This is a genomic window from Cylindrospermopsis curvispora GIHE-G1 (genome assembly GCF_014489415.1).
GTDB lineage: Bacteria > Cyanobacteriota > Cyanobacteriia > Cyanobacteriales > Nostocaceae > Raphidiopsis > Raphidiopsis curvispora_A.
In genome coordinates this window covers 3,132,120-3,158,424 of sequence record NZ_CP060822.1, presented here as the reverse complement: position 1 = coordinate 3,158,424, position 26,305 = coordinate 3,132,120, and the positions used below count along the sequence as shown (strand labels likewise).

The 26,305-nt window shown below is 40.6% G+C and carries 22 protein-coding genes and 1 pseudogene; 19 read left to right on the top strand and 4 right to left on the bottom strand.

Annotated features, from left to right (window positions below; genetic code table 11):
- Positions 1-121: 121 nt before the first annotated feature.
- From IAR63_RS14080 to IAR63_RS14045, 8 genes are all read left to right on the top strand, one after another.
- Positions 122-1,249, top strand: a complete 1,128-nt coding sequence (locus IAR63_RS14080; protein ID WP_187705696.1) for an energy transducer TonB — start codon at positions 122-124, stop codon at positions 1,247-1,249.
- A gap of 190 nt (positions 1,250-1,439) precedes the next feature.
- The gene (carB, locus tag IAR63_RS14075) at positions 1,440-4,691 is read left to right on the top strand and encodes a carbamoyl-phosphate synthase large subunit (protein WP_096544948.1); all 3,252 of its coding nucleotides are present in this window, start codon (positions 1,440-1,442) and stop codon (positions 4,689-4,691) included.
- A gap of 632 nt (positions 4,692-5,323) precedes the next feature.
- Positions 5,324-6,280 (top strand): RNA polymerase sigma factor, RpoD/SigA family, encoded by a 957-nt coding sequence (locus IAR63_RS14070; RefSeq protein WP_096547669.1) that lies wholly within the window; start codon positions 5,324-5,326, stop codon positions 6,278-6,280.
- Between the two features lie 230 nt (positions 6,281-6,510).
- Positions 6,511-6,864, top strand: coding sequence for a DUF760 domain-containing protein (locus IAR63_RS14065; RefSeq protein WP_187705695.1), 354 nt, complete (start codon positions 6,511-6,513; stop codon positions 6,862-6,864).
- Positions 6,851-7,279 carry an 8-oxo-dGTP diphosphatase MutT gene (gene mutT, locus IAR63_RS14060; RefSeq protein ID WP_096544953.1) on the top strand — a complete coding sequence of 143 codons (429 nt, stop codon included), beginning with the start codon at positions 6,851-6,853 and terminating at the stop codon, positions 7,277-7,279. Before IAR63_RS14065 ends, mutT begins: the two co-directional genes overlap by 14 nt.
- Before the next feature lie 236 nt (positions 7,280-7,515).
- A complete protein-coding gene (locus IAR63_RS14055; RefSeq protein ID WP_096544955.1) occupies positions 7,516-8,379 on the top strand; it encodes an alpha/beta fold hydrolase in 864 nt (287 codons plus the stop codon).
- A 65-nt stretch (positions 8,380-8,444) separates the two neighbouring features.
- Positions 8,445-9,056 (top strand): protoporphyrinogen oxidase HemJ, encoded by a 612-nt coding sequence (hemJ, locus tag IAR63_RS14050; protein ID WP_096544957.1) that lies wholly within the window; start codon positions 8,445-8,447, stop codon positions 9,054-9,056.
- A gap of 53 nt (positions 9,057-9,109) precedes the next feature.
- Positions 9,110-9,982 (top strand): DUF6671 family protein, encoded by an 873-nt coding sequence (locus IAR63_RS14045; RefSeq protein ID WP_187705694.1) that lies wholly within the window; start codon positions 9,110-9,112, stop codon positions 9,980-9,982.
- 362 nt (positions 9,983-10,344) lie between these two features.
- Here the strand turns inward: IAR63_RS14045 and IAR63_RS14040 are convergent, their stop codons facing one another.
- Together IAR63_RS14040 and IAR63_RS14035 are read right to left on the bottom strand one after the other, a co-directional pair.
- Positions 10,345-11,487: a 4-Cys prefix domain-containing protein gene (locus IAR63_RS14040; RefSeq protein ID WP_096544961.1), complete on the bottom strand. Its 1,143-nt coding sequence runs from the start codon at positions 11,485-11,487 to the stop codon at positions 10,345-10,347.
- Between the two features lie 40 nt (positions 11,488-11,527).
- Complete coding sequence (locus IAR63_RS14035; protein ID WP_187705693.1) at positions 11,528-12,367, bottom strand: alpha/beta fold hydrolase; 840 nt, start codon at positions 12,365-12,367, stop codon at positions 11,528-11,530.
- Positions 12,368-12,472: 105 nt separating this feature from the next.
- On the opposite strand from IAR63_RS14035, the gene IAR63_RS14030 reads away from it, so the two are divergent.
- Together IAR63_RS14030 and dacB are read left to right on the top strand one after the other, a co-directional pair.
- Positions 12,473-14,035, top strand: coding sequence for an AAA-like domain-containing protein (locus IAR63_RS14030; protein WP_187705692.1), 1,563 nt, complete (start codon positions 12,473-12,475; stop codon positions 14,033-14,035).
- A 73-nt stretch (positions 14,036-14,108) separates the two neighbouring features.
- Positions 14,109-15,623 carry a D-alanyl-D-alanine carboxypeptidase/D-alanyl-D-alanine endopeptidase gene (dacB, locus tag IAR63_RS14025; RefSeq protein ID WP_187705691.1) on the top strand — a complete coding sequence of 505 codons (1,515 nt, stop codon included), beginning with the start codon at positions 14,109-14,111 and terminating at the stop codon, positions 15,621-15,623.
- A 144-nt stretch (positions 15,624-15,767) separates the two neighbouring features.
- On the opposite strand, the gene cobO is transcribed toward dacB, so the two are convergent.
- Entirely contained in the window at positions 15,768-16,445 is a 678-nt protein-coding gene (gene cobO / locus IAR63_RS14020; RefSeq protein WP_057177334.1) for a cob(I)yrinic acid a,c-diamide adenosyltransferase, read from the bottom strand.
- 107 nt (positions 16,446-16,552) lie between these two features.
- Between cobO and IAR63_RS14015 the strand changes: the two genes are divergently transcribed.
- The 3 genes from IAR63_RS14015 to IAR63_RS14005 all read left to right on the top strand — a co-directional run bounded on the left by IAR63_RS14015 (position 16,553) and on the right by IAR63_RS14005 (position 19,209).
- Positions 16,553-17,653: a homospermidine biosynthesis protein gene (locus IAR63_RS14015; RefSeq protein WP_006277976.1), complete on the top strand. Its 1,101-nt coding sequence runs from the start codon at positions 16,553-16,555 to the stop codon at positions 17,651-17,653.
- A 148-nt stretch (positions 17,654-17,801) separates the two neighbouring features.
- Positions 17,802-18,332, top strand: a complete 531-nt coding sequence (locus tag IAR63_RS14010) for a Spy/CpxP family protein refolding chaperone (protein ID WP_187705690.1) — start codon at positions 17,802-17,804, stop codon at positions 18,330-18,332.
- Positions 18,333-18,411: 79 nt separating this feature from the next.
- Positions 18,412-19,209, top strand: coding sequence for a potassium channel family protein (locus tag IAR63_RS14005; protein ID WP_187705689.1), 798 nt, complete (start codon positions 18,412-18,414; stop codon positions 19,207-19,209).
- Positions 19,210-19,215: 6 nt separating this feature from the next.
- Here IAR63_RS14005 and IAR63_RS14000 read toward each other — a convergent pair whose 3' ends face one another.
- Positions 19,216-20,106: a CoB--CoM heterodisulfide reductase iron-sulfur subunit B family protein gene (locus tag IAR63_RS14000; RefSeq protein ID WP_187705688.1), complete on the bottom strand. Its 891-nt coding sequence runs from the start codon at positions 20,104-20,106 to the stop codon at positions 19,216-19,218.
- Between the two features lie 180 nt (positions 20,107-20,286).
- On the opposite strand from IAR63_RS14000, the gene acpP reads away from it, so the two are divergent.
- From acpP to IAR63_RS13975, 6 genes and pseudogenes are all read left to right on the top strand, one after another.
- Entirely contained in the window at positions 20,287-20,538 is a 252-nt protein-coding gene (gene acpP, locus IAR63_RS13995; protein ID WP_187705687.1) for an acyl carrier protein, read from the top strand.
- Between the two features lie 159 nt (positions 20,539-20,697).
- The gene (gene fabF / locus IAR63_RS13990) at positions 20,698-21,945 is read left to right on the top strand and encodes a beta-ketoacyl-ACP synthase II (RefSeq protein WP_187705686.1); all 1,248 of its coding nucleotides are present in this window, start codon (positions 20,698-20,700) and stop codon (positions 21,943-21,945) included.
- A 228-nt stretch (positions 21,946-22,173) separates the two neighbouring features.
- Positions 22,174-24,186: a transketolase gene (gene tkt / locus IAR63_RS13985; protein ID WP_187705685.1), complete on the top strand. Its 2,013-nt coding sequence runs from the start codon at positions 22,174-22,176 to the stop codon at positions 24,184-24,186.
- A gap of 144 nt (positions 24,187-24,330) precedes the next feature.
- Positions 24,331-25,131, top strand: a pseudogene (locus IAR63_RS18810) (6-pyruvoyl trahydropterin synthase family protein); the annotation flags it as partial.
- 42 nt (positions 25,132-25,173) lie between these two features.
- Positions 25,174-25,593 carry a 6-pyruvoyl trahydropterin synthase family protein gene (locus tag IAR63_RS18805; protein WP_407927162.1) on the top strand — a complete coding sequence of 140 codons (420 nt, stop codon included), beginning with the start codon at positions 25,174-25,176 and terminating at the stop codon, positions 25,591-25,593.
- Positions 25,594-25,735: 142 nt separating this feature from the next.
- Positions 25,736-26,248, top strand: coding sequence for a L,D-transpeptidase (locus IAR63_RS13975; RefSeq protein WP_187705683.1), 513 nt, complete (start codon positions 25,736-25,738; stop codon positions 26,246-26,248).
- Positions 26,249-26,305 lie beyond the last annotated feature (57 nt).

Genomic DNA, 26,305 nt, shown 5'->3' with positions numbered 1-26,305 from the left:
ATTAACGGTATTCTTCGCTCAAACATCTCCTATTGGCACTTGTGTCAGCCTAGGAGATCACATTTATGAACTATTCAACAAATCTCTGTCTCTTCAGAGCTAGGAAGTTTAATATTTAAGTATGGCATCTTCAAGGATAGTTCTCAAACAGCGAGAAAAAGAAGCCAGGTCACTAAAATCTTTTTTGATGTACAGTGTCATGGCCTCTTTCGTAATACATATTGGTTTGATAGGATTAGTTTTTGGGGAATTATTACGGAAATTTAAACAAGAGAATCCACAAGTAGTTGAACTGGAAATTATTGAGGAACCTGTAAGGGAAACAGCGACCAAATCACCAGAAATGAAAATCTCAGCAACTGGGAGCAAATCCCGTAGTCTGGGTGGTGGAAAGATCACTGGTAATAAAAACTTCAAGGTTCTCATGCCCAGGGCCACTTTCCCTAGTATGGATAATCCTATTCCTGAACCTAAGAATTTAAATAAGGGGGATTCTGTTGTAAAATATCCACTGAGTTCAACTATTCCTCAGGTCACAACAAGGAGAGTAGGGTTAAAAATTACTCCTATTACTAAAGTGAGAGGTGAGATAAGTCGAAGACTAAATCCTCAATTACCAATACCCAAAGTTATACAAACAGAAATTACACAACCTCTAGTAACGAGTATCACTAACACTAAGTTACCGATCGCACAGCCAACAACCGTCAGCGATGGAAACGCTCACAATACACCCATCGGTGGAACTGATGCAAATAATATTCCCCAAACACCACTAGGTAATGGGGTTGGAAATGGTAATGGGGTTGGGAATGGTGATGGGGTTGGGAATGGTAATGGGGTTGGGAATGGTGATGGGGTTGGGAATGGTGATGGGGTTGGGAATGGTGATGGGATTGGAAATGGTGATGGGGTGGAGAATACAAGAAAGATAGAGGAGACACCAACCCCTAAAGCGAGTCCCAACAGCGGTGCCATTCTAAGTCGTGTGGATTGTATCCGATGTCCACCCCTCAAATATCCGGAGGGAGCTAAAAGGCGGGGTAGAAGTGGCACAAAAACTACTGTTCATTTAATTCTGGACGCAGATAGTAATGGTAATATTACTTCTGTAATTGTGGATCGTCCCAGTGGTGATAATGAGCTGGATGAAGCTGCTAGGGAGGGGGTAGAAGAATGGAAGTTAAGACCTTTGGAGGGGGGTAGAAGAGGGGTAAGAACAACAGTTAACTTTGTGCTTAAACCTTAATAAAATTTAATAGAATTTAATACACTTCAAAATCACACGCTGAAACTTGCCTGATTTCAACTTTCTGTGTATCGCACACCTAACACGAGGAAATTCTAACTTCCTATGTGTTATGTATTTTCCATATATTTTGTTAACAGTTAGTTCATAATAGTCAAGATTTGTATTTTCCCGATCTAAAGTAAAAACTATGCCCCGTCGTCAAGATATCCACAAAATACTTCTGTTAGGTTCTGGTCCAATCGTGATTGGTCAGGCTTGTGAGTTTGATTACTCAGGTACTCAAGCATGTAAAGCTTTACGGGAAGAGGGTTTTGAAGTAGTACTAGTCAATTCTAACCCTGCTACCATTATGACCGACCCAGAAACAGCAGACCGCACCTATATTGAACCTTTAACACCGGAAATGGTGGCTAAGGTTATAGCTAAAGAACGTCCTGATGCTCTTCTCCCTACCATGGGTGGACAAACTGCTTTAAATATTGCCGTAGCTTTGGCTAAGAATGGTGTTTTAGAAGAGTATAATGTTGAACTGATTGGTGCCAAATTACCAGCGATTGAAAAAGCTGAGGACCGAAAATTGTTTAATGACGCCATGGAGAAAATTGGCGTGAATGTTTGTCCGAGTGGTACAGCATCCAGTTTGGAAGAATCAAAGGCGATCGCACAGAGAATAGGATCTTACCCCTTAATTATTCGTCCAGCTTTTACCATGGGGGGTACTGGTGGGGGTATTGCCTACAATAAGGAAGAATTTGAATTGATGGCCCAGGTGGGTATTGATGCTAGTCCTGTGTCACAAATTTTAATTGACCAGTCTTTACTGGGTTGGAAAGAATATGAGTTGGAAGTAATGCGAGACCTAGCAGATAATGTGGTAATTATCTGTTCTATTGAGAATTTAGATCCTATGGGGATACATACTGGGGATTCTATTACTGTAGCTCCAGCTCAAACCCTAACGGATAAGGAATACCAACGATTGCGGGATATGGCAATTAAGATTATCCGGGAAATAGGGGTAGAAACGGGGGGTTCTAATATTCAATTTGCTGTCAATCCGGTAAATGGGGATGTGGTGGTGATTGAAATGAACCCCCGTGTATCCCGTAGTTCCGCTTTAGCTTCTAAAGCTACTGGATTTCCTATTGCTAAAATGGCCGCTAAATTGGCTGTGGGTTATACTTTGGATGAGATTAAAAATGATATTACCAAAAAAACCCCCGCTTCTTTTGAACCTACTATTGACTATGTGGTGACTAAGATTCCCCGGTTCGCTTTTGAGAAGTTCCCTGGATCAGATCCGGTATTAACTACTCAAATGAAGTCTGTGGGTGAAGCAATGGCTATTGGCAGAACTTTTAATGAGTCTTTCCAAAAGGCTTTACGCTCTTTGGAAACTGGTCGTGCTGGATGGGGAGCAGATAAAGCAGAAAAGCTACCTAGTGGAGAACAGGTTCGCGCTCAATTACGCACCCCCAATCCTGAAAGAATTTTTGCCCTACGTCACGCTATGCAGTTGGGTCTGAGCAATGAGGAAATTTATGAATTGACTGCTATTGACCCCTGGTTTTTGGATAAATTGCACCAAATTCTCGAAACTGAGAAGTTCTTGAAACGCACACCTCTACAACAACTGACCAAGGTACAGATGTATGAGGTTAAACGCAATGGTTTTAGCGATCGCCAAATTGCTTTCTGCACCAAAACTAAGGAGGATGAGGTTAGAGCATATCGTAAACAATTGGGTGTAATTCCAGTTTATAAGACTGTGGATACCTGTGCAGCGGAGTTTGAGGCTTTTACACCCTATTATTATTCCACCTATGAGGAGGAAACTGAAATTCTACCCACTGATAAGCCTAAGGTAATGATCTTAGGTGGTGGACCTAACCGCATCGGTCAGGGAATAGAATTTGATTATTGTTGTTGTCATGCAGCGTACGCCTTAAAATCCGCCAACTATGAAACCATTATGGTTAATTCTAATCCAGAAACGGTTTCTACAGATTATGATACCAGCGATCGCCTATATTTTGAACCTCTGACCAAAGAGGATGTTCTCAACATTATTGAAGCGGAAAATCCGGTAGGTATTATTGTTCAGTTTGGTGGACAAACTCCTCTCAAATTAGCAGTCCCCCTACAAGAATACTTGCAGAAATCCCCGTCCTCAGTTACCCGTATTTGGGGAACATCTCCTGATTCTATTGATATGGCGGAAAATCGGGAGCGATTTGAAAAGATTTTGCAAGAACTAAAAATCGCTCAACCAGCTAACGGTATAGCCAGAAGTTATGAAGATGCCTTAATTGTAGCCAAACGCATTGGCTATCCAGTGGTAGTTCGTCCTAGTTACGTTCTGGGAGGAAGAGCTATGGAAATAGTTTACTCTGACTCAGAATTAGAAAGATATATGAGCTTTGCAGTTCAAGTAGAGCCAGAACATCCTATCCTCATTGATAAGTTCCTGGAAAATGCCATTGAAGTTGATGTAGATGCGATCGCCGATCATCAAGGGAGAGTGGTAATTGGTGGCATTATGGAACACATTGAACAGGCGGGTATTCACTCAGGAGATTCGGCATGTTCTCTCCCTTCAATTTCTCTTTCTCCTGCGGTTTTAAACCAAATTAGAACGTGGACTGTACAATTGGCAAAAGCCTTATCAGTAGTTGGTTTAATGAACATTCAGTTTGCCGTTGTGGGTGCTAGTAGCTATTCTCCCCAGGTTTACATTTTAGAAGCCAATCCCCGGGCCTCTCGTACGGTGCCTTTTGTCTCTAAAGCTACAGGAGTTCCCTTGGCTAAATTGGCATCCCTAATTATGTCTGGTAAAACACTGGAAGAATTAAACTTTACCCAAGAAGTTATCCCCCAACATATAGCAGTTAAGGAAGCTGTTTTACCCTTTAATAAATTCCCTGGTACAGATACCTTATTAGGACCAGAAATGCGTTCAACCGGGGAAGTAATGGGTATTGACGTTGATTTTGGACGAGCATTTGCTAAAGCAGAAATGGGTGCAGGAGAAAAATTACCACTCCAAGGTACTGTGTTTGTATCTATGAGCGATCGAGACAAAAGCCTAGTAGTGGAAGTGATCAAAGAATTTATTCAGCTAGGCTTTAAGGTGATTGCTACTCAGGGGACAAGTGAATTTCTGAGGGAACAGGGTCTAAAAATTGAGACCATTCTCAAACTGCATGAAGGTCGTCCCCATGTGCTGGATGCCATTAAAAACCGACAAATTCAATTAATCATTAACACACCTTCAGGACAAGAGGCCCGTACTGATGGCCAATTGATTAGACGCACAGCACTAGGGTATAAGATACCTATAATTACCACCATAGCGGGTGCAAAAGCAACCGTAGCTGCTATTCGCTCTTTACAGAATATAAACTTGGATGTCAAAACTATTCAGGAGTACTCTTTTTAAAAACCTATGTTGCCAAGTCTCCACATCAAAGGGAGTTAATGGCTAAAAGTGATTGGTGGATAGAAGTTATAGCTCACCCCCTTATGGGTGGGCGGGATTTGGAAATGACCCATATTGGTAACCGTTTGTCAATATGGGTAAATTAATATGGTTACTATTGAGAGATATTAACAATTATGTGGCGATTTATAATGTAAATCCAACTAAAACGCTCAGGAGGGGAGTTGATGGCTAAAAATGATTACAGAGAAGGCGTTCTAGTTCACCTTTGCTCCCTTTAGGGTGGCCACGGCTATAAATTAACCGTACTCTATAAAACCAAAAAAGTTCGGGTTTCCCGGTAGTCAACTTTTCTCATAAAAGTTACAATTCGTAATAATCACATCAAGTAAAAATATTTGACGGATTACTTAAAACATTGTATGTAGTTTATATGTACTTTTCAGTACCAATAAATCACCATAAACTCTAACAGTTAAAAAGCCTCTATCGAGTTGATATCAACAACCGACCTGATCGGGTGTATAAGTTACAAAACTTGAGATGGTTTCCCAGTTTACCCGAGTTGTAAAATAGTAAGGCATTAGCTAATGACACTACCAGCAAACCTAGCATCATTAAACAGTAACGCCATGAAAACCGCTCAAACACCCACGGACATAGTGCGGACTTACCTGCGGGAGATTGGCAAAGTACCACTTTTAACCCATGAACAGGAGATTTATTATGGTAAACAGGTGCAAAAATCCACAGCATTGTATGAGACAAAAGATAATCTAGCTCAAGAGTTAAACCGTCAGCCAAGTTTAGAAGAGTGGGCAAAAGCAGCGCAGTTAGATCCACAAGAATTAAATCGGTTGCTGGGTCAGGGGGAAATTGCTAAACGTAAGATGGTAGAAGCCAATTTACGTCTGGTAGTATCTGTAGCCAAAAAATATATTAAGCGTAATGTAGACCTACTTGATTTAATTCAGGAGGGTAGTATAGGGATGCAGCGGGGCGTGGAGAAGTTTGACCCCAGTAAGGGCTATAGGTTTTCTACGTATGCTTATTGGTGGATACGTCAGGCAATTACTCGTGCTATTGCAGAAAAGGCTAGGACTATTAGACTGCCTATACACATTACTGAAAAACTAAACAAAATCAAAAAAGCCCAAAGGTATTTATCACAAACCTTGGGAAGGTCACCCAGCATAGCTGAACTTGCTCAAGAGCTGGAAATAACACCTAAACAAGTGAGAGACTGTTTAGAAAAAGCCCGTCTACCCTTATCCCTGGACTTACGTTTAGGGGATAATTACGACACTGAACTGGGAGAAATGCTAGAAGACCCGGGTGCGTCACCGGAAGACTATGTGATTCAATCTTCCCTATCTTCCGAATTAGAGCGGATGATGACCCATCTTACTCCCCAGCAAAGGGAGGTAATTAAACTGCGTTTTGGTTTGGTAGACGGTCAGTCTATGACTTTAGCCAGAATTGGAGAAGTGTTGAATATTAGTCGAGAGAGGGTGCGACAAATTGAAAGAGAAGCCTTAACAAGACTGCGTAGATGTAAAACTAGCATGAGTGAATATCTTGTTAGTTAAGTGGAAGACAGGGGATTGGATATGGGACTTAGCCATTTACCATCCCTGTTCGGACAACTGATCTAATTTTTGTACGGTTAAACCTAATCTCCAGATGAGAATAACCTGTTATATTAAATGTCAGGTCGTAAGCTTAAGTTTTTTATCATTTCAGATACAAGATCGTTAACTGGCTAATTTATTTAGGTATCAATTATCAGATTACGTAGTTGTAGCAAAGGAGAGCAGCAGTGAGTAACCAACCTAAGGAAGTATCCGAGTTTTTTCATGGTGAAGTTGAGAACAGTAACCTCTTATGGCAATACGTTAAGTCTTTGAGTCCTGAAGCAGTAAGTCAACTGTCTAAACCTACATCCTCAGAAGTATTTCAGGTAATGGAGCGCAACATTGTGGGACTACTGGGTAATTTACCCTCAGAACACTTTGGAATTACCATTACCACCAGTAAGGAAAACTTGGGTAGATTGCTTGCTTCAGCAATGATCAGTGGTTATTTTTTACGTAATGCGGAGCAGAGGATGAACTTTGATCTGTCCCTGGATAAAACCGAAACAAATAGAAGCGACAATTATGACAACCCCTGACCCTGAAAAGAAAACCAGTCGTCCCCATAAAATTATTGGGGTTGGGGTAATTTGGAATCAGGAAAAACAAATTTTAATTGACCGTCGGTTACCCACAGGATCTATGGCCAATCTATGGGAGTTTCCTGGTGGGAAAATGGAGGAAGGGGAAACCATCCAAGATTGTATAGTGCGGGAAATTAGGGAAGAATTAGGCATTAAAATTGCCGTGAGAGAACATTTGATAACCATTGACCATACCTATTCCCACCTGCGGGTCACCTTGAGCGTCTATCACTGCGACTATCTGGATGGTACTCCCCAGGCCATAGAGTGTGCTGAATTCCGTTGGGTCAATTTAGATGATTTGGAGCATTTTGAATTTCCCGCTGCAAACAGACAAATTATTACAGCTTTGAAGCACCTGTTGAACTGATTTACCAAACATAGCAAAATTTTTTAGCGGTGTATTGGATACGCCCACTTAAGACTAATAGCGCTGCTGTAAGCAGTTCGCTCAAAAATTGCCAAACAATGGTAATAGATGTCCCTCATCCACATTGCTTTGGCTCAATTTGCCTAGTTTGACATAACGATATAAAAGTCGCTGTATACTTGAATGGTTTTGGATAAGTTTTACAAGCGGTCTTTTTTCGCCAATTCTCAAATCAAATGTCAATAACAGAACATAAAATAACAGTAAACTCACTGGAATGGTTTTATAGACAAGCTGAACCCATGGGCAAGAGCGACCTATTACCGGTATTGTTGCTACATGGTATAGTTTCCCAAAGTTACAGCTGGAGAAATATTATACCAGCATTAGCAGCACAAGGGACAAAAGCAATTGCTCCCGATTGGATTGGTTATGGTTTTTCAGGTAAACCTGAAAAGCAGGATTTTGCTTACACACCGGAAGCATTTATTCACGCTCTAGAAGACTTTGTTCAAGCCATTGAGTTACCAAAATTTTCCTTAGTGGTGCAGGGGTTCTTGGGTTCAGTGGGACTTCAATATGCTTTACGTCATCCTGAGAAAATTGCCAACATTGTTATTTTAAATACCCCCATTGGCACTAGTGCCAAACTTCCATGGAAAATCCGACAAATGGGTTTACCCGTAGCGGGGGAAATAATGACTCAAGACCCCTTATTAGTAGATAGAACCTTAGAAAGCGGTAGTTGTTATCGCATCGAAGACAGAGATTTGGACATTTATAGAAAACCGTTTTTAAAAACCTCCGCTTCGGGAAGGAGCTTGTTATCAACCATTAGAAACTTACAACTGGATGTAGTAACCAAAGAAATCGAAATGGGATTTCAGAAATGGGAAAAGCCGATTTTAGTGCAGTGGGGAACTATTGATCCTTGGTTGTCCGTAGAACTGGCGGAGAGTTTTGCTCAATCCGTACCCGATGTTGAAATCATAAAACTTAATAATGTGGGTCATTATCCTCAGGAGCATTACCACGAGGTGATTTTACAGGATTTACTAGCCTTTGTGCGCTTGACCGATACCCAGTCACAAAAATCCTGATAAGGTAGGCTAATTATCAATCATCTACAATTGTCTGTAACTTGAATCGGAGTGATTGAGAACTTATGGCTTATTATTGGTTTAAAGCGTTTCATATTGTTGGTTTTGTAGTCTGGTTTGCTGGTTTATTTTATCTAGTACGGTTGTTTATCTACCACGCTGAGGCCAATCAAGAACCTGAACCGGCTAAGACCATACTGAAAAATCAGTATCAAATCATGGAAAAACGTCTTTATCATATCATCACCATCCCGGGAATGATCGTCACTCTAGCTATGGCTGGTGGCATTCTTTATACCAATCCCGATCTATTTCGCGAAACCTGGTTGCATTTCAAGTTGGGGTTTGTAGGTATTTTATTAGTCTATCATCATTACTGTGGTAGATTGATGAAACAGTTGGCCGCAAATGAGTGCAAATGGAGCGGACAGCAACTAAGAGCTTTAAATGAAGCACCAACTTTGCTACTAGTCATCATTGTCATGTTGGCCATTTTCAAAAATAATCTCCCCACTGATATTACTGCTTGGGTGATTTTTGGATTAGTGATTTTGATGGCTGCTAGTATTCAGATATATGCCAAAATTCGTAGACGAAATAAAGAAAAGTTACTAGTGCAAATGAATCAGATTAATCAAAACAATCCAACTGATCAGATTCCGCAAGTCCAAAATTAGACTGGGGTAGAAAAAGGGGGGAAATGGGGAGTAATGAAATCATCTAAAGTAATATGTCCCAAGAATTATTAAATAGTTTATTTATCAATCGGGTAGCTGTTCTGGCAACCATGCACCATAAAGAAAATGTCATTGCTCCATTATTACAAAAGCAACTGGGGCTAGAAGTTGTCGTCCCCCCAAACTTTAATACCGATGAATTTGGTACGTTTACCAGAGAGATAAAACGGCCAGATACCCAAATAGTCACGGCTAAATTAAAAGCCAAAAAGGCCATGGAAATCACTGGGGAAACTATAGGTATAGCAAGTGAGGGCAGTTTTGTGCCTCATCCTAATTTTCCTTATATTTATGCCAATAGAGAAATTGTATTACTTTTAGATCAACAAAATGACTTACAAATTATGGGGGAGGTGTTTTCCACAGAGACTAATTTTAATCATTTGGTGATCAATAGTTTTGAAGCAGCACAAAAATTTGCTGCCAAAGTTGGTTTTCCTGACCATGCATTAGTGATTTGGTTTGAATCTTCCAATGGCCAAGATCCTGAAATTATTAAAGGTATCACCACTCAAGAGCAGCTATATGAGTCTGTAAATTTTGCCTTGAATAATTCTCCCCATGGTAATTTACATATAGAGACTGATATGCGAGCACTTTATAATCCCACCCGCATGAAGAATATTGCAAAAGCTACTCAGGATTTGGTGGAGAAAATTTACAGTTGTTGTCCTCAATGTAGTACACCCGGATTTAGCATTACCGACAGAACTCAAGGTTTACCATGTGAAAGTTGTGGTCAACCTACCTCATTAACTATGGGAGTAATTTACCAATGTCAAAAGTGTAATTTTATAGAAGAGAAGTTATATCCCGATGGTAAATTTTTTGCCGATCCTGGATTATGTCCATATTGTAATCCCTAATCAGTAGGTGGATGGAATTAAATATAAGATGAACGTAGGTTGGGTTGAAGTATGAAACCCAACACCCCCATGGGTCTCGTTACTCGACCCATCCTACAAATAATTGTGCCTCCCTACTTAGTCTCTATAGCAATGCCCAGAAAATCAGAATAAAGCCCCCTCTTGAAACTTTTAATTATGTAATTATGAAACAAATTAAAATTACAAGAGGAGGTTTGGAGCTAAAGTCCGGTAGGGTAATCGGGCTATTTAATATATAGTCTTGATTGGATACAAAACCAGTCTCTCTTTAGATAGATAAATTTTGTCCACAAATTCTCTATTGGTATAATTTGCTATGGACAGTTTTTAAAAACTGTTTCCTAGAGATTACTCGATATGGTTTTAAAGCTATCTACCCCTCCTAGAGAATAATCCTCCAATTTAAAATCTGCAAAAGGTTTTTTCTCTAGTCTGTCCCTCAAGGCCTCATCCAAAATAACTCCCTCATCTTGTTTCTTTACCCCAATAATAATAATGCTCCTTTGATATGCAGTTAAATCCTGATCACTCTGACAATCCTTTCTTTGAAATTGTCCAAGATTCAATAGTCTATAGCCTTTAACACTCAAGCTATCACTAAAGAGTTTTTTCACCAATAACTGAATTTGCTTGGATCTTTCCAAAGCACGACTTTGTTCTGCTTTTATATCACCTTCACAGGAAGCTGTCCCTACGGAAATAATCTCACTGGGATCTTCCATGATTGTTTGTATTCCTTCCTCTTGTAATCTGGATTTTAAGGATTCAAGATTAATTATTTCATTATTATACTTAATCTGATAGGTACTACCCAACTGCCATTTATATTCTACTGATAAAACTGCTATATTGAATTCTGCTACTCTACCTTGACTGTCTTGACCCTCTTCGTATGCAAAGTAGTCTACTTCCCCCTTTTTAATCGGTAATTGTCCATAGTCGGAGGGAAAAACCACAAACCTATTATCCCTATTGGTAAATGCTACTAACCACAGCAAAAACAATGAACAAAGTAATGCCCAAAGTAATGCTACTAGTGGTAGTTTTGCCAATGGCTTTTCCGAATTTTGACCCAGGTTTTGTTCGGTGGTTGTTTTTGTGACTATTTGTGTATTTAAGCCGCTCATCACATTTTTTTCCACAACCATACAGTGAATGGTCATCCCTGTGCTGGTTTGATGGGTAAAATATTCCGGTGCCATATCATTCCGTTCCAATTGGCCCAGATCACTCATTTCTTGTTCAAATACTTTTTTGGCTTCGTCATCATTAGATACTTGTTGTTTCAGCACTTTAAGTATTTTTAGTATGTCTTGTTGATAAACCTCATAAACTTTACTGAATCCAGTGTGATCACTTAATAAACGTACTACCCGATAAGTTCCTAATAATTCCAATGGGGAACCACAACTTTGACAAAAGTAGTTTTTATCGTTATCTGGATGATCTGGTTGGGGACAAACAGGGTTGATGCAAAGACTCATAAGTTAAATATAGGTAAAAATAGAACGAGATTAAATCAAGCTATATTGATTGTGCTAGGAATTCAGCTATACTAAGATTAAATTCTTCTGGGTTACTTAGAAACGGCCAATGGGTTCCTGGGATCTTTTTCCAGGTAAGGTTTTTAAGGTTGTCTTTATAAGGTTTGATTTGCCAATCTTGGCGATTCACTCCTTTTTCAGGTTGAACAAACAGGGTGGGTATTTCCACGGGGTGAATAAAACCAGCTACTTCTAATACTGCATCAAAAATTCCGTCACGAGCGGCCACGGTAAATTTACTACCCCACGTGCCATCCGGTTTTTGCTCTATTCCCCCTTGAAAAACTTGTTGTTGCAAATCATTCCATTCTCGAAAGTGAACCAGTTTTTTGATTTTCTCCTCAGCTGCTTCATAACTGCTAAATGGACCCATAGTTTGTAAAGATGGTAATACGTTATACAACAAAGGAAAGATTAATTTAAGTACCCTAGGCATCTTCCAAATAAAAATCGGGTCTACTAAAGTCATAGTTTTTAACCTCCCTGGATTTTGCCTAGCCCAAATAGCTGCTAGTTTACCTGTCCAAGAGTGACTAACTACATTAGCACTCAACCAACCAAGACTATCCATTAAGGCTTCCAAATCAGCGATCGCACTTGTAAAGGAATAATCTGTTTCCGGTTTACTGCTGTTACCATGACCACGCATATCGGGAGCTATAATATGGTAATTTGGGGACAAATAATCGCCCAAACTTAACCAAACCAGGGCATTATCAGCCATCCCGTGGAGTAGTAGTAAAGGTTCATGACCCTGACTCCATTCCAAATAGGAAATTTCCATATTAGGTATTGACAGTGTTTTGCGGGTGTGACTCATATTAAGTAGAGGAATAGTACTCGATGATCTAGCAGAAAATTAGCCATTGGTCAAGAAAAGTGGTAGAATGACTATCATATTTTAACACCTCTAATAAGTTGGAGGATGAAAGAGTTCAACACAGTAGGTATTTGCTTACCTAAAAAGCACTACATGTGCGACGTAACCACTAAATTCAATAGATGTCGCCATCTAATCGAAAGTGGTAAATATTTTGCCATTAACTTTCCGAGGCAATACGGAAAAACCACCATGCAGCATCTCCTGGAAAAAAGTTTTCAGGGCGTGGAAGAATATCTGGTGATCAGTACCAGTTTCGAGGGTATTGGCGACCTACCATTCCAAAGCGAAGAGCAGATGGCATCGGTAGTCCCCGCAGTTTTAGCCAAAGGTTTGTTCTTCAACAATCCAGAACTCGCTGAATGGCTTGAAGTTAAGTCCGGGCAAATCAACAGCTTCAAACAGCTTTCAAGATTTGTCAGTGACTGGGTTAGGGAATCCAGACTAAAAATTGTCCTGCTCCTAGACGAAATTGACAAAGCCAGCAATAATCAGGTATTCATCAGTTTCCTAGCCATGTTGCGGGATAAATACCTAGCAACAGCACAAGGTAGGGATGCCACCTTCCACTCGGTGGTCCTGATCGGAGTCCACGATGTGAAGACCTTAAAGTTGAAGCTCGATCGGGATGAAGAACGTAAACTGAATAGCCCCTGGAACATTGCTGTGGACGTGGATATTGACTTCACCTTCAGCCAGGAGGAAATTGAGCCAATGCTCGCGGAATACGCAAATGATCATGGATTTAAAATGGACTGCCCTGTTTTGGCTCGCCTTCTGTTTTATTATACCAGTGGCAATCCCTTCCTCGTTAGCAAGATGTGCCAGGTGGTTGACGAGATGCACCAGAACCAGCGACCTTGGTCAGTTAATGATATTGAGGATGCTTATAGGCATTTAGTGGATGTATCCTACTCCACCACTAATTTTAATGATGTGTACAAGAATCTTGAAAATAATCCCGACTTTTCCCAGTTAATTCGGGCAATAGCTATTGATGGGGAGGATTTAGTCTTTGACCGGGGTAATCCCTTGATTGATCTGGGGGCGACCTATGGTATTATCAAGAACAATTCAGTAGGTAGATGCGACATCGCCAACAAAATCTACGAGTTCAGAATTATCAGCTATTTTATTTCTAAACGGGAAACCGCCCATGAACATCTTGATAGATACCGAGATAGCAGCTTTATAAGCGACGGTAAGCTCCAGGTCAGCTTGATTTTGGAAAGGTTCCAGTGGTTTATGCGGGAGCATCATTCCTCTCGGGACAACGATTTCCTGGAGAAGAACGGGCGTATGTTACTCATGTCTTTCTTCCGTCCGATTATCAACGGTAATGGATACATGTTCAAGGAAAATGTGGTCGCGGAAAACCGTAGGATGGATCTGGTTGTCACCTACAGAAACCAGCGCTACGTGATTGAACTGAAAATTTGGTACGGTGAAAAGCGTCTTCAGGATGGGATTGAGCAGCTTTGCAGCTACCTGGAATCCTACGGACTAAATGAGGGATATATACTCATTTTTAACTTCAACAGTAACAAAACCTACGATATACGGGAGATTGATCACCAGGGGAAACACCTCACTGCTTTCTTCGTGTAGCAGCAAAGAAAGTAGGTTAGGTTTAGGAATTAAACTCAACATCATCTGTTTAATTAATTGTTAATTGATTATAATGAAGAAAAAGCAAAAAAAGTTTAAGCATACTGGTAGACATATTACTGCTTATATAATACTAATAATTGTAATTATCAGTATTAACACTATTATTAAACAGCCGATTGTAGTAGGGCAAACACCCAGATTAGATACTGAAGAAGAATTAAAGCACACTTGCGCATCTCAAATACCATCTTCCATAGAGAAGATAATCAATTCTCCTACATTTGAAAGAATGAGGTGGGGAATTTTGATTAAAAACCTATCATCTGACCAAATTCTTTACAGTCGGGATGCCCAAAAGTATTTTATTCCTGCATCTACCACCAAAATATTAACTGCAGCAGCAGCATGGCAAAAACTGGGCAAAGACTTTCGCATTCGTACCTCAATTCATCAAGGAGATGAAGGTAATTTTTATTTAGTTGGTAGAGGAGATCCCAGTTTTAATAATGCCCAATTAACCGCCCTAGCTCAGAAATTGCAGCAACGGGGAATTCGGTCAATTAACAAGCTAATTGTGGATGATAGTTACTTTCAAGGAGAATACATTGATGCCAGTTGGCAATGGGAAGATATACAAGCTGATTATGGTGCCCCAGTCAATAGTTTAATGGTCAATGAAAATACTGGAATTTTGACTTTATCTCCCAACAAGATAGGAGAAAAATTAAACATTACTTGGTCTAACGATATGGAATTATATAGTGGAATAGAAAATAATTCTATCACTGTTGCTGAAAATGAGTCGAGATTTTTCCAAGTCACCAGAGATCTAAAAAGTCAAGTATTAAAGATTGATGGCAAACTGCCTATTAATTCCCCTTCTCAAACCATAGGGTTATCAGTTATTGACCCCATAGATAACTTCTTAAAAAACTTGCGTTTGACCTGGGCAAAAGTAGGGATAAACGTTAAGGAAATTCAACCTATTTTTGAATACCAACACTATAAAATAGCTGAACAAAAGCCAGAAATAGCTGTCGTTGAATCCCTTACCTTGCCAGATTTACTCAAAGAAGTGAATAGGAATAGTAATAATCTCTACGCCGAATCTTTACTCAGACATTTAGGTAATAGTGAATCAACTAACAAAAATGAAACCACTGTAAACCAAGGCTTAAAAATACTAAAAACTACCCTGAGTGAATGGGGAATAGAACCTAATACTTATATGATTGTGGATGGTTCTGGACTATCTCGCAAGAACCTAATTAGTCCAGAAGCATTGGTAAAAACATTACAGGTGATGGCAAAATCACCTGATGGCAATCTGTTTCGTGCATCCCTAGCTACCGGTGGTATGAATGGTACCCTAAAAAATCGGTTTTTAAAAACTCCTGCTTGGGGAATAGTTCAAGGAAAAACAGGTTCCATGACTGGTGTAATTTCTCTATCTGGATATATTAATGTTCCCAATTATGATGATTTAGTGTTTAGCATGATAGTTAATCAATCACAACACCCATCAGCAGTCAGGAAAGCAATGGATGAAATCATCATTTTACTGGCAAAATTGCACAAATGCTAGTTGACAGACCGCCAAACCAGCAATTATAAATAATGCAGGAATGCAGGTTGGGCGATCTGGAAAATTAATTATCGTCATAATTTGTTGGGTTTCGTTCCTCAACCCAACCTACGAGACGGTCTAAATTTAGAATTTCTGTCACCACTAATACTCAATTCCTGGTTGAGCTTTAACTCCTTGATCCTTAAATGGGTGTTTGATCAGAGTCATTTCCGTAACTAAATCCGCTTTTTCAATTAAAGCTGGTGGAGCGCCCCGACCAGTTAAAATGACGTGCTTATCAGGGGGTTTTTCAGCTAAACCTGCTAAAACTTGATCCACCTTTAAATAACCAAGTTTTAGGGCAATATTAATTTCGTCTAACAAAACCAAGTGAAACTCAGGATGGCGAATAAACTCTAAAGACTTCTCCCAAGCAACATTAGCCTTATCTAAGTCCCTGTCCCGGTCTTGGGTTTCCCAGGTAAAACCCTCACCCATGGCATGAAATTCCAGTTGATCGGACCAGGAGCTAAAAACCCGCTTTTCTGATGGTTCCCAAGCACCTTTAATAAATTGCACAATTGCCACTTTATATCCATGTCCCAGTGCTCTTACTATCATACCCAAAGCAGCAGTGGTTTTCCCCTTGCCATGACCAGTATTAACTATAATTAACCCCTTTTGAGGAATGGCATCCGCTATACGTTGATCTTGTATCTGTTTACGACGCTGCATTTTCTGACGGTACTGCTCATCGCTCAAGGATGATGACATGACCTCATCAATCAACCTACCAATTTCTTGATCCTCGCCCAACTGATCCGATGTGTTTCTACTCATCCGTGTATCTTCATCCCATGAGAACTGGAAAAAATTAAGCCTCCAAATATCTCATATTATCTCTCATATCATTAGAATCGGAATACTGACTATGGGAAAGTGAAAAAATGTCAAAGAAACAAGGTAAAAAAATTGCACCCGCACCAATTTCATCGAATATTAGTGTAGTTGACTTAATTAATAACTACTTCACTGCTTATAATTCAGCTCGGTTAAGAGAGGCGTGTAAATTACTAACTGAGGATATATTCCAACCGGGTGTAACGGTGGGATTAAGTCTTTCTGGTGCTATGACACCAGCAGGATTTGGTGTTTCCGCTTTAGCTCCTTTAATTCGTCATGGTTATATCGACTGGATGATTAGCACCGGTGCCAATCTTTATCATGATATGCACTATGGTTTAGGTTTTGACCTGTTTGCAGGTAGTCCCTTTTTGGATGATGTTAAATTACGGGAAGAGGGAACAATCCGAATTTATGACATTATCTTCGGTTATGATGTGCTACTAGAAACTGATGCTTTTATTCGTAAAATATTGCAAGCAGAACCCTTTCAAAAGCGCATGGGAACGGCTGAATTTCACTACCTGCTTGGCAAATATGTACGAGAAGTGGAAAAGCAGTTGGGGGTAGAAAATTCCTGTCTCCTAGCTACAGCTTATGAATATGGCGTTCCTATTTATACTTCTTCTCCCGGTGATAGTTCTATAGGGATGAATGTAGCAGCCTTGGCATTAGAGGGTTCAAAGCTGGTATTAGATCCAGCCATTGATGTAAATGAAACTGCGGCTATTGCTTACGGAGCAAGGGAAGGAGAGGGGAAAAGTGCAGCGGTGATTCTGGGTGGTGGAAGTCCCAAAAACTTTCTCCTTCAGACCCAACCACAAATTCACGAAGTCCTGGGTTTAGAAGAAAGAGGACATGATTTCTTTGTTCAATTTACAGATGCGCGTCCAGATACTGGTGGATTGTCTGGTGCAACTCCAGCAGAAGCGGTGAGTTGGGGTAAAATAGATCCTGACGAGTTGCCCAGTACAATAGTTTGTTACACTGATAGTACAATTGCCCTGCCTTTGATTACAGCATACGCATTAAATCAGGGTCAACCACGATCTCTGAAACGATTATACGACAGACGAGAAGAGTTATTAGACACCTTACAAAAAGACTATTTGGCAGCAAAACAGCGTGTTCTAGTGGAAGCATAATAGATAATATTAGTCCCGCTCATTAATATCTACCCAAAACTACCCAGATATTAATGAAAAATATGCGAAAAGGTGGGAACTAATTTTAGGTTAACAGGGTCAATCCGGAAAGATAGAATAAAAATTGATTTGATTGAGGTGAAAAACCATGAGAGTTAGCACTAGGGGAATGTTTAGCTTTGGGTTGGTCAGTTTGCTAATAGTGGGGGGAATTTCCCCTGTTGCTTTTGCTGGTGAAAAAACCCCCTTAATGAAAACACCAGTCAATACAAATATTGCACAAGCTGAGAGACAAGTTAATCAAACCAGACAAAGAAGAGATCCATTTCAAAGGTTGAATTTAACCTCGGAGCAACAGGCAAAAATAAGAGAAATCCGTCGTGATACCCATAGTAAAATTGAGGGTATTCTCACACCGGAGCAAAAGATTAAATTCCAAGCAGCAGTAAAACAACACCAGATAGAATATCCCAACCCTGGTGAGTCAAAGCCAAGATATCATGGAAGACGTGGTCACATGGGTGATGTTTTGCGTTCTTTGGGTTTAACAGATGGGCAAAAAAATCAAATTCGGGAAATCAGAGCATCATCCAGACAACAAATCCAGTCCGTATTAACTCCTGAGCAAAAAGCACAATTGCAGCAATTTCAAAAGAGGAATCGTCCCAAGGACAGGTAATAGGTTTTGCAGGTACAATGGGGACATAATAAGGCAACTTGCTTATTCTAAGGTACAAAACAAGTGATAAAAATTGATTATGAACCTATTCAATAGGGAGAAAATCCAATTTTATTTAACAGATTTAACAACCCCAGTTGGCCAGGCAATTAATTTCGTAATAGCATTATTAGTCTTGTTGTCATCGGGAATATTTGTAGCAGAAACCTATAATATTTCCCTTGATGCTCGCATAGAACTGAATGGGTTGAATACCTGTATACTATTCATATTTACCGGGGAGTACCTATTGCGTTTATGGAGCGCAAAGCAGAAAGGCAAATATTTTTTTAGTTTTTATTCAATCATTGATCTAATGGCAATTATCCCATACTTTATTGGGTTGGTGGATATTAGATTTATTAGATTACTCAGATGGTTAAGAATTTTAAGATTACTCAGGTTCATAGATAAAAAGTTTCTATTTTTTAGTATTAGTGAAGATAGTGTGATTTTTGCTCGGATATTATTTACCTTATTTGCCATCATTTTTGTGTATTCAGGTTTGATTTATCAGGTTGAACACCCCATTAACTCCGAACGGTTTAGCACCTTTTTAGATGCTTTTTATTTCTCGGTGGTCACCATGACAACTGTGGGATTTGGGGATGTCACACCTGTTTCTGAGTGGGGGCGCTTATTAACTGTGTTCATGATTTTAACAGGTGTGGCCTTGATTCCTTGGCAAGTGGGGGATTTGATTAAAAGATTTTTAAAAACCTCTAATCAGGTAGAGAAGACTTGTTCAAGTTGTGGTTTAGCTTTTCATGATGGTGACGCTGTGTTTTGTAAAAAGTGTGGTGCAAAATTACCGGAGGTTTCTCTCTCACCGCAGTAATGGTAATCAGAGTCCTAACTTTTCCAAAACTGGTTTGGTGGAAACAATATGACGTTCCAAACCTAGTAGTTGGGGACTAATTCCCAGACCCAGGGCAATTAATTGGGGTAAATGTAAAATTGGCAATTGCAGTTTTTTCGATATTACTTTCTCAATTTCAGGTTGACGAGAATCTAAGTTCAAATGACAAAGGGGACAAGGTGTCACAATACAATCCGCACCTTGGGATAGAGCTTCTTCAATGTGCATTCCTGCCATTTTAAAAGACTCATTCGTGCCGTAGCTAGCAAGAGGCCAACCACAACATTGATTTCTGCCACGATAATATACTGGGGTTGCACCTAAAACCCTAAATATGTTTTCCATTCCTTCAGGGTGAAAGGGATCTTCCTTGGTATGTTTCTCTGAACGCAGTAAATAACAACCATAAAATGCAGCACATTTAAGATTGCTTAATTTACGAGTCAGACGCTCGGCTATTTTCTCCAAACCATAGTCTTGAATCAGAGCATATAAAATGTGTTTGACTTCTGTGTTACCCTGGTAAGGGGAACAGTTTTCTTTTGTTAACAGTCCATTAATTTGGTTTAAATAGACCGGATTATGTTCCTGACAATGTTTAAGTCGTTCATTGACACGACCGAGGACACCCTGGCAAGTGCTACAGTGAGTTAGCAAAGGCAAGTTCAGTTCTTCTGCTAAGGCTATATTGCGAGCGTTAACAGTGTCCTCTAACAATTGGGAATCTTCCTTAAAGGTCCCCGAACCACAGCAGGCGGCTTTTTTGATTTCCACCAGTTCAATGCCCAAAGATTGGGTCACAGCACGAGTGGAAATATCCAGCTCCCGACAAGCACCCTGGGCTACACAACCAGGGTAGTAGGCGTATTTGAGCATGAGTGTAAGAAGCAATAAATAATTGGCGTCTCCCCATGGGATTGCCTTATGGGGGATTATAGCACGTAGATAGTTGGAAAAATACTAGCTAGTTACCACCCTTTCCGATAATATGTATATGCTCAGGACAAATTGTCCACCGTGAGCAGATCCAGCAAGAAGTTAAGGAATGTTTGTTATATGAGCGAGAGTACCCTTAAAAAAGTGAAGGAAATTGTGGCTGCGCAACTCAGTGTTGATCCTGAAAAAGTTGTCCCCCAAGCAAATTTTGCCAATGACTTGCAGGCGGATTCTTTGGATACTGTGGAATTAGTAATGGCCCTGGAAGAGGAGTTTGAAGTGGAAATTCCCGATGAAGCTGCTGAAAAAATTACTACAGTTCAGGAAGCAGTAGATTACATAGATAATCAAATTGCTATTGCTAAGTCATAAGTGATTGGATGGGGTCTGGTTTTCATGGCTAGCTAATTAGCAGTTAGTACCCATCAAAAACCGACCAGTGCTAATCACTAAGTATGCTGGCTTGTAAATAGCCAACAAGTACTTTTCAAATAAAAATATCTGCCGCTTTTTGCCACCTTTAACTGAATCATGACAGACTATAAACGTAAACGCGTTGTTGTAACAGGTGTTGGCGCGATTACACCTATTGGTAAAACACCCTGGGAATATTGGGAAGGACTCTTAGACGGAAGGAATGGGATAGACTACATCACAGCATTTGATCCGTCCAAGCACGACTGCCGAATCGCGGGAGAGGTGAAGAAATTTGACCCCTGTGATTACATGGAGAAGAAAGAAGCTAAACGTACAGACCGGTTTGCTCAATTTGGCATTGCGGCGGCCAAGCAAGCTCTTTCGGACGCGCAATTAGTTATCAATGAACTCAATGCCGAACATATAGGTGTCATGATCGGTTCGGGCGTGGGGGGAATTAAGGTGTTGGAGGATCAGCAGACTGTATACCTGAATAAAGGTCCAGATCGGTGTAGTCCATTTATGATCCCGATGATGATTGCTAATATGGCCGCAGGATTAACAGCAATCCATACGGGTGCTAAAGGTCCCAATTCCTGTGCGGTTACCGCTTGTGCTGCTGGGTCTAACGCTATTGGCGATGCTTTTCGGATTATTCAAAATGGATATGCCCAAGCAATGATTTGTGGGGGTACGGAGGCGGCAATTACACCTCTTTCTGTGGCTGGATTTGCTGCTGCTAGGGCTTTATCTACTAAAAATGATCCTGAAACAGCCTGTCGTCCATTTGATCGGGATAGGGATGGGTTTGTAATGGGGGAAGGTTCAGGAATTCTAATTCTGGAAGAGTTGGAACATGCTTTGACTAGAGGGGCGCGAATCTATGGGGAAATGGTAGGTTATGGCATGACCTGTGATGCTTATCATATTACCTCTCCCGTACCAGGTGGTTCAGGTGCTGCTAGGGCTATGGAATTGGCCATGAGAGATGGTGAACTAACACCAGCTATGATTAGTTATATCAATGCTCATGGTACTAGCACCTCAGCTAATGATGTCACAGAAACTGCAGCTATTAAAAAGGCTTTGGGTGATTATGCTTATAATATCCCAATTAGTTCCACTAAATCTATGACCGGTCATCTATTGGGTGGTTCGGGAGGAATCGAAGCTGTGGCTACAATTCTGGCGATCGCCAAGGATCATGTCCCCCCTACAATACACTTGGATAATCCAGATCCAAGTTGTGATTTAGATTATGTACCCCATAAAAGCCGTGAAGTAAGGGTGGAAGTGGCCCTATCTAACTCCTTTGGTTTTGGCGGTCATAATGTGACTATTGCTTTTAGGAAGTACCATTAGGTAATATGGGGGGAGTGGAAAGTTGAGACTAACTATATACTTACTCACCCCCCTCCTTGCAACCCAGCTCAGATTCATCACCAAGAACTACTAAAAACTCATCAGATCCCGCTTGTCCATCTACAGCCAAAATGGGATGATATAAGTGCTGGGATCATTAAATAATGTCCCCCAGGCAAAAAGCCAAGCTATCAAAAATTCCTCACCCATCCTTAAAAACAAGAGATTATGGCTGTTGTAACCCAATCCCTCGAAGAACTTTGTATTAACTCAATTCGTTTCTTAGCTGTTGATGCTATAGAAAAATCTAAGTCTGGACACCCTGGACTCCCCATGGGAGCTGCTCCTATGGCTTTCGTGCTGTGGGATAAGTTCATGCGCTACAACCCTAAAAATCCTCGCTGGTTTAATAGGGATCGTTTTGTCTTATCCGCTGGTCATGGTTGTATGTTGCAGTATGCTATGCTGTATCTTACAGGTTATGATAGCGTCACCATTGAGGATATTAAACAATTTCGTCAATGGGGTTCTAGAACTCCTGGACATCCAGAAAATTTTGAAACACCAGGTGTAGAGGTAACTACTGGTCCTTTGGGTCAGGGAATTGCTAATGCGGTTGGTTTGGCTATGGCGGAAGCTCACCTAGCTGCTAAATTTAACAAACCCGGATCCACTATTGTAGACCACTACACTTATGTTATTCTTGGTGATGGATGTAATATGGAAGGTGTGTCCGGTGAGGCAGCTTCCTTGGCTGGTCACTACGGATTGGGTAAGCTAATTGCTCTCTATGACGATAACCATATCTCCATCGATGGTTCTACAGATGTGGCTTTTACTGAAGATGTGTCCAAACGTTTTGAAGCTTATGGATGGCACGTGCTCCATGTGGAAAATGGTAATACCGACATAAATGCGATCGCATCAGCTATAGAAGCAGCAAAAGCGGTTAAGGACAAACCAACCATGATTAAGGTAACAACTACCATTGGTTATGGTTCCCCTAACAAGGCCAATACAGCGGGTGTTCATGGTGCGGCTTTGGGTGGTGATGAAGTAGCTTTAACCCGCAAAAACCTAGGTTGGGAATATGAACCTTTTGTGGTTCCCCAAGATGTAATTAGTCACCTAGGTAAAGCAGTAGGTCGTGGTGCTGATTATGAGAAGGAGTGGAATAAGGCTTTTGCCGACTACAAAGCTAAATACCCCCAAGAAGCAGCGGAATTTGAACGTCTGCTCAGTGGTAAATTGCCCGATGGTTGGAATCAAGTTCTCCCCACCTACACAGCAGCAGACAAAGCATTACCCACCCGGAAACATTCGGAAACCTGTCTGAATAAATTGGCTGGGGTTTTACCAGAACTGATTGGTGGTTCTGCTGACCTCACCCACTCCAACCTAACGGAAATTAAGGGTGAAGGAGACTTCCAAAAGGGTCAATTCCAAAACCGTAATATTCACTTCGGGGTCAGAGAACATGCTATGGGTGCCATCTGTAATGGTATGGCTTTACATGGCTCAGGTTTGATTCCTTATGGTGCGACTTTCCTAATATTCACTGACTATATGCGGGCTGCTATTCGCTTGTCTGCTTTGTCTGAAGCTGGAGTAATTTGGGTGATGACTCACGACTCCATTGGTCAGGGAGAAGATGGTCCAACCCACCAACCGATTGAAACCTTAGCTTCTCTGCGTGCGATTCCTAACCTGACAGTGATTCGTCCTGCTGATGGCAATGAATCTTCTGGAGCTTATACCGTAGCTATTACCAGAGCTAAGCAAAATGCTCCTACCCTGTTGGCTTTCACTAGACAAAATGTTCCCAACTTAGCAGGTACATCCGTGGAGGGTGTGACTAAGGGTGGTTATATCATTCTAGATTCTCAAGGTACACCAGATATCATCCTTATTGGCACAGGTTCAGAGTTAAGTCTCTGTGTAGGTGCTGCTGAAAAACTAACTGCTACAGGTAAGAAGGTGCGCGTAGTTTCTATGCCTTCTACAGACTTGTTTGAAGAGCAAGATAGTTCCTATAAAGAGTCTGTACTACCAAAAGCAGTAACCAAGCGTCTCGCTGTAGAAGCTGGAAGCAGTTTTGGCTGGCACAAATATATTGGAATTGAAGGTGATGCTGTTAGTATTGACAGATTTGGTGCTTCTGCGCCAGGTGGCATTTGTCTGGAGAAATTTGGATTTACCGTTGACAATGTGGTAGCTAAAGCTCAAGCATTGTTAGGTTAGTCACCTAAGATATTTAATGGTTATATGCAGGGTAGGAATAAAGTCCTACCCTTTTTCTTGGTAAGTTGTCAACCTGCAACAAATTAGACTACACTGAAAGCAGTCAAAGATAAAGAAATATTAAAATCCGTTCTTAGTGCAATCATGGAATGTATCATAAATAGGCGCGCCCAATTTTCGGCAAGTCGTCGGTATTGGTTGCCAGAACTTGGTGAAGCGCAAAATGTGGAAAAATTTGATCCGTGTGCGAAATTTCCTGGACATGGACATAATTACGTGCTATTCATTTCCATGTCGGGTGAACTGGATGAATATGGAATGGTACTTAATCTATCTGATGTGAAACAGGTAATTAAGAGTGAAGTTACCAGCGAGCTGGACTTTTCTTACCTCAATGAGGTGTGGGAGGAATTTCAAGCCACCCTACCCACCACGGAGAATATTGCTAGGGTAATTTGGAACCGTCTGGCACCTCATTTACCCTTGGTGCGCGTGCAGCTATTTGAACATCCCCAACTGTGGACAGAATATGAAGGGGAAAAAAGTTCCTTAACCGTGAGAAGTCATTTCAGCGCTGCACATCGGTTAGCACCCAATCTAAGTGCAGAAAAATATGGCAAATGTACCCGTACCCATGGACATAATTATCATTTAGAAGTGACTGTGGAAGGAGAAATGGATGGACGTACGGGAATGATTGTGGACCTTGGCTGTTTACATGAAATTGTAGAACGGGAGATCCTGGAATTATTTGACCATTCCTGTATTAATGAAGATATTCCCTACTTTTCTACATCCCATATAGTTCCTACTACGGAAAATATTGCCCGATACATGAGTGATTTGCTGCAATTCCCCATTAGTCAACTGGGGGTGAAATTGTCCCGGGTAAAATTATTTGAAAGTGACCACTTGTGGGTAGAGTATGAAGGTAAGGACTCAGAAATATTTTTCAGTGTAGCTACGGGTTTTAGCGCAGCACACCGGTTGGCCGATCCTACCCTTAGTTTGGAGAAAAATCAGACTATTTATGGCAAATGCTCTCGCATTAATGGTCACGGACACAATTATTATTTGGAAGTGACGGTTCAAGGGGAGATAGATCCAGTTACGGGAATGAGTGTTGATTTGGTGGGATTAAATCAGATAATTCAACATTATGTCATTGAACCTATGGATCATAGTTTCTTAAATCAAGACCTCCCCTATTTTACTGAGGTTGTACCAACTGCAGAAAATATTGCTGTTTATATTACCAATGTAGTGCGATCGCCCATTGAGGAATTAGGAGCAAAATTGCACAAGGTTAAACTAATTGAAAGTCCCAACAATTCCTGCGAAATTTATGCTAGGGATATAGAAGAGAGCAAAGTTGATCGCATATACCCTGAACTAGCAGCAGTTTAATCTGAGGAGCATTAGTCTAGTATTAGCTTGGGGGGAATGGGGTTACAAACAGTTTTCAAAAGGTTAACTCAAATATATGTAAAGCACAAATTAATGCATTCTGGGTAAAGAATGACAATTCTACAAAATGGAGGACCATCCCATGAATAGGAAAAAGTCCAAGCTACATGATCTCCAATGGGTAAATAGGTTAAGGATAATACTATTGACCTTGATCATTGGTGTTCTTACTCCTTTACCAGATAAAGCTCTGGTAAACAAACCATCTCAGAATATTGCTATAGCCATCCCTAAAAAATCTCCGGAGCGATGGATTCAGGTGGACCTGTCACAGCAAAAATTAACTGCTTGGGAAGGCAAAAGACGCGTCTACACAGTTAAAATTTCCTCTGGTAAAAAGTCAACTCCCACTCCTGTGGGTAGATTCAGGATTCAAAGTAAACATAAAACTACTCGCATGCGGGGTAGGGGATATGATATTAGCAATGTGCCCTATACTCTATATTATCATGGTAGTTATGCTATTCATGGAGCATACTGGCATAAACGTTTTGGTACACCGGTAAGTCATGGTTGTATAAATCTCCCTCCTAACCGTGCTAAGTTAATATTTAACTGGGCTAGTGTAGGTACACCTGTAGTAGTTCAACAATAGCTTATACTATTTCTATTCTCCTAGTTGCTTATTGAATTGAGTACCCATCTATAGTCT

Bases quoted from the DNA above. Each gene is read 5' to 3' on its own strand.
- fabF (WP_187705686.1), top strand. From the start codon at position 20,698: ATGACAGACTATAAACGTAAACGCGTTGTTGTAACAGGTGTTGGCGCG.
- IAR63_RS14000 (WP_187705688.1), bottom strand. From the start codon at position 20,106: ATGCTCAAATACGCCTACTACCCTGGTTGTGTAGCCCAGGGTGCTTGT.
- IAR63_RS14030 (WP_187705692.1), top strand. From the start codon at position 12,473: ATGAAAGAGTTCAACACAGTAGGTATTTGCTTACCTAAAAAGCACTAC.
- carB (WP_096544948.1), top strand. From the start codon at position 1,440: ATGCCCCGTCGTCAAGATATCCACAAAATACTTCTGTTAGGTTCTGGT.
- mutT (WP_096544953.1), top strand. From the start codon at position 6,851: ATGACAACCCCTGACCCTGAAAAGAAAACCAGTCGTCCCCATAAAATT.
- IAR63_RS14040 (WP_096544961.1), bottom strand. From the start codon at position 11,487: ATGAGTCTTTGCATCAACCCTGTTTGTCCCCAACCAGATCATCCAGAT.
- IAR63_RS14010 (WP_187705690.1), top strand. From the start codon at position 17,802: ATGAGAGTTAGCACTAGGGGAATGTTTAGCTTTGGGTTGGTCAGTTTG.
- hemJ (WP_096544957.1), top strand. From the start codon at position 8,445: ATGGCTTATTATTGGTTTAAAGCGTTTCATATTGTTGGTTTTGTAGTC.
- IAR63_RS14005 (WP_187705689.1), top strand. From the start codon at position 18,412: ATGAACCTATTCAATAGGGAGAAAATCCAATTTTATTTAACAGATTTA.
- IAR63_RS14080 (WP_187705696.1), top strand. From the start codon at position 122: ATGGCATCTTCAAGGATAGTTCTCAAACAGCGAGAAAAAGAAGCCAGG.
- IAR63_RS14055 (WP_096544955.1), top strand. From the start codon at position 7,516: ATGTCAATAACAGAACATAAAATAACAGTAAACTCACTGGAATGGTTT.
- IAR63_RS14015 (WP_006277976.1), top strand. From the start codon at position 16,553: ATGTCAAAGAAACAAGGTAAAAAAATTGCACCCGCACCAATTTCATCG.
- dacB (WP_187705691.1), top strand. From the start codon at position 14,109: ATGAAGAAAAAGCAAAAAAAGTTTAAGCATACTGGTAGACATATTACT.
- cobO (WP_057177334.1), bottom strand. From the start codon at position 16,445: ATGAGTAGAAACACATCGGATCAGTTGGGCGAGGATCAAGAAATTGGT.
- IAR63_RS14045 (WP_187705694.1), top strand. From the start codon at position 9,110: ATGTCCCAAGAATTATTAAATAGTTTATTTATCAATCGGGTAGCTGTT.
- IAR63_RS13975 (WP_187705683.1), top strand. From the start codon at position 25,736: ATGAATAGGAAAAAGTCCAAGCTACATGATCTCCAATGGGTAAATAGG.
- acpP (WP_187705687.1), top strand. From the start codon at position 20,287: ATGAGCGAGAGTACCCTTAAAAAAGTGAAGGAAATTGTGGCTGCGCAA.
- IAR63_RS14035 (WP_187705693.1), bottom strand. From the start codon at position 12,367: ATGAGTCACACCCGCAAAACACTGTCAATACCTAATATGGAAATTTCC.
- tkt (WP_187705685.1), top strand. From the start codon at position 22,174: ATGGCTGTTGTAACCCAATCCCTCGAAGAACTTTGTATTAACTCAATT.
- IAR63_RS14070 (WP_096547669.1), top strand. From the start codon at position 5,324: ATGAAAACCGCTCAAACACCCACGGACATAGTGCGGACTTACCTGCGG.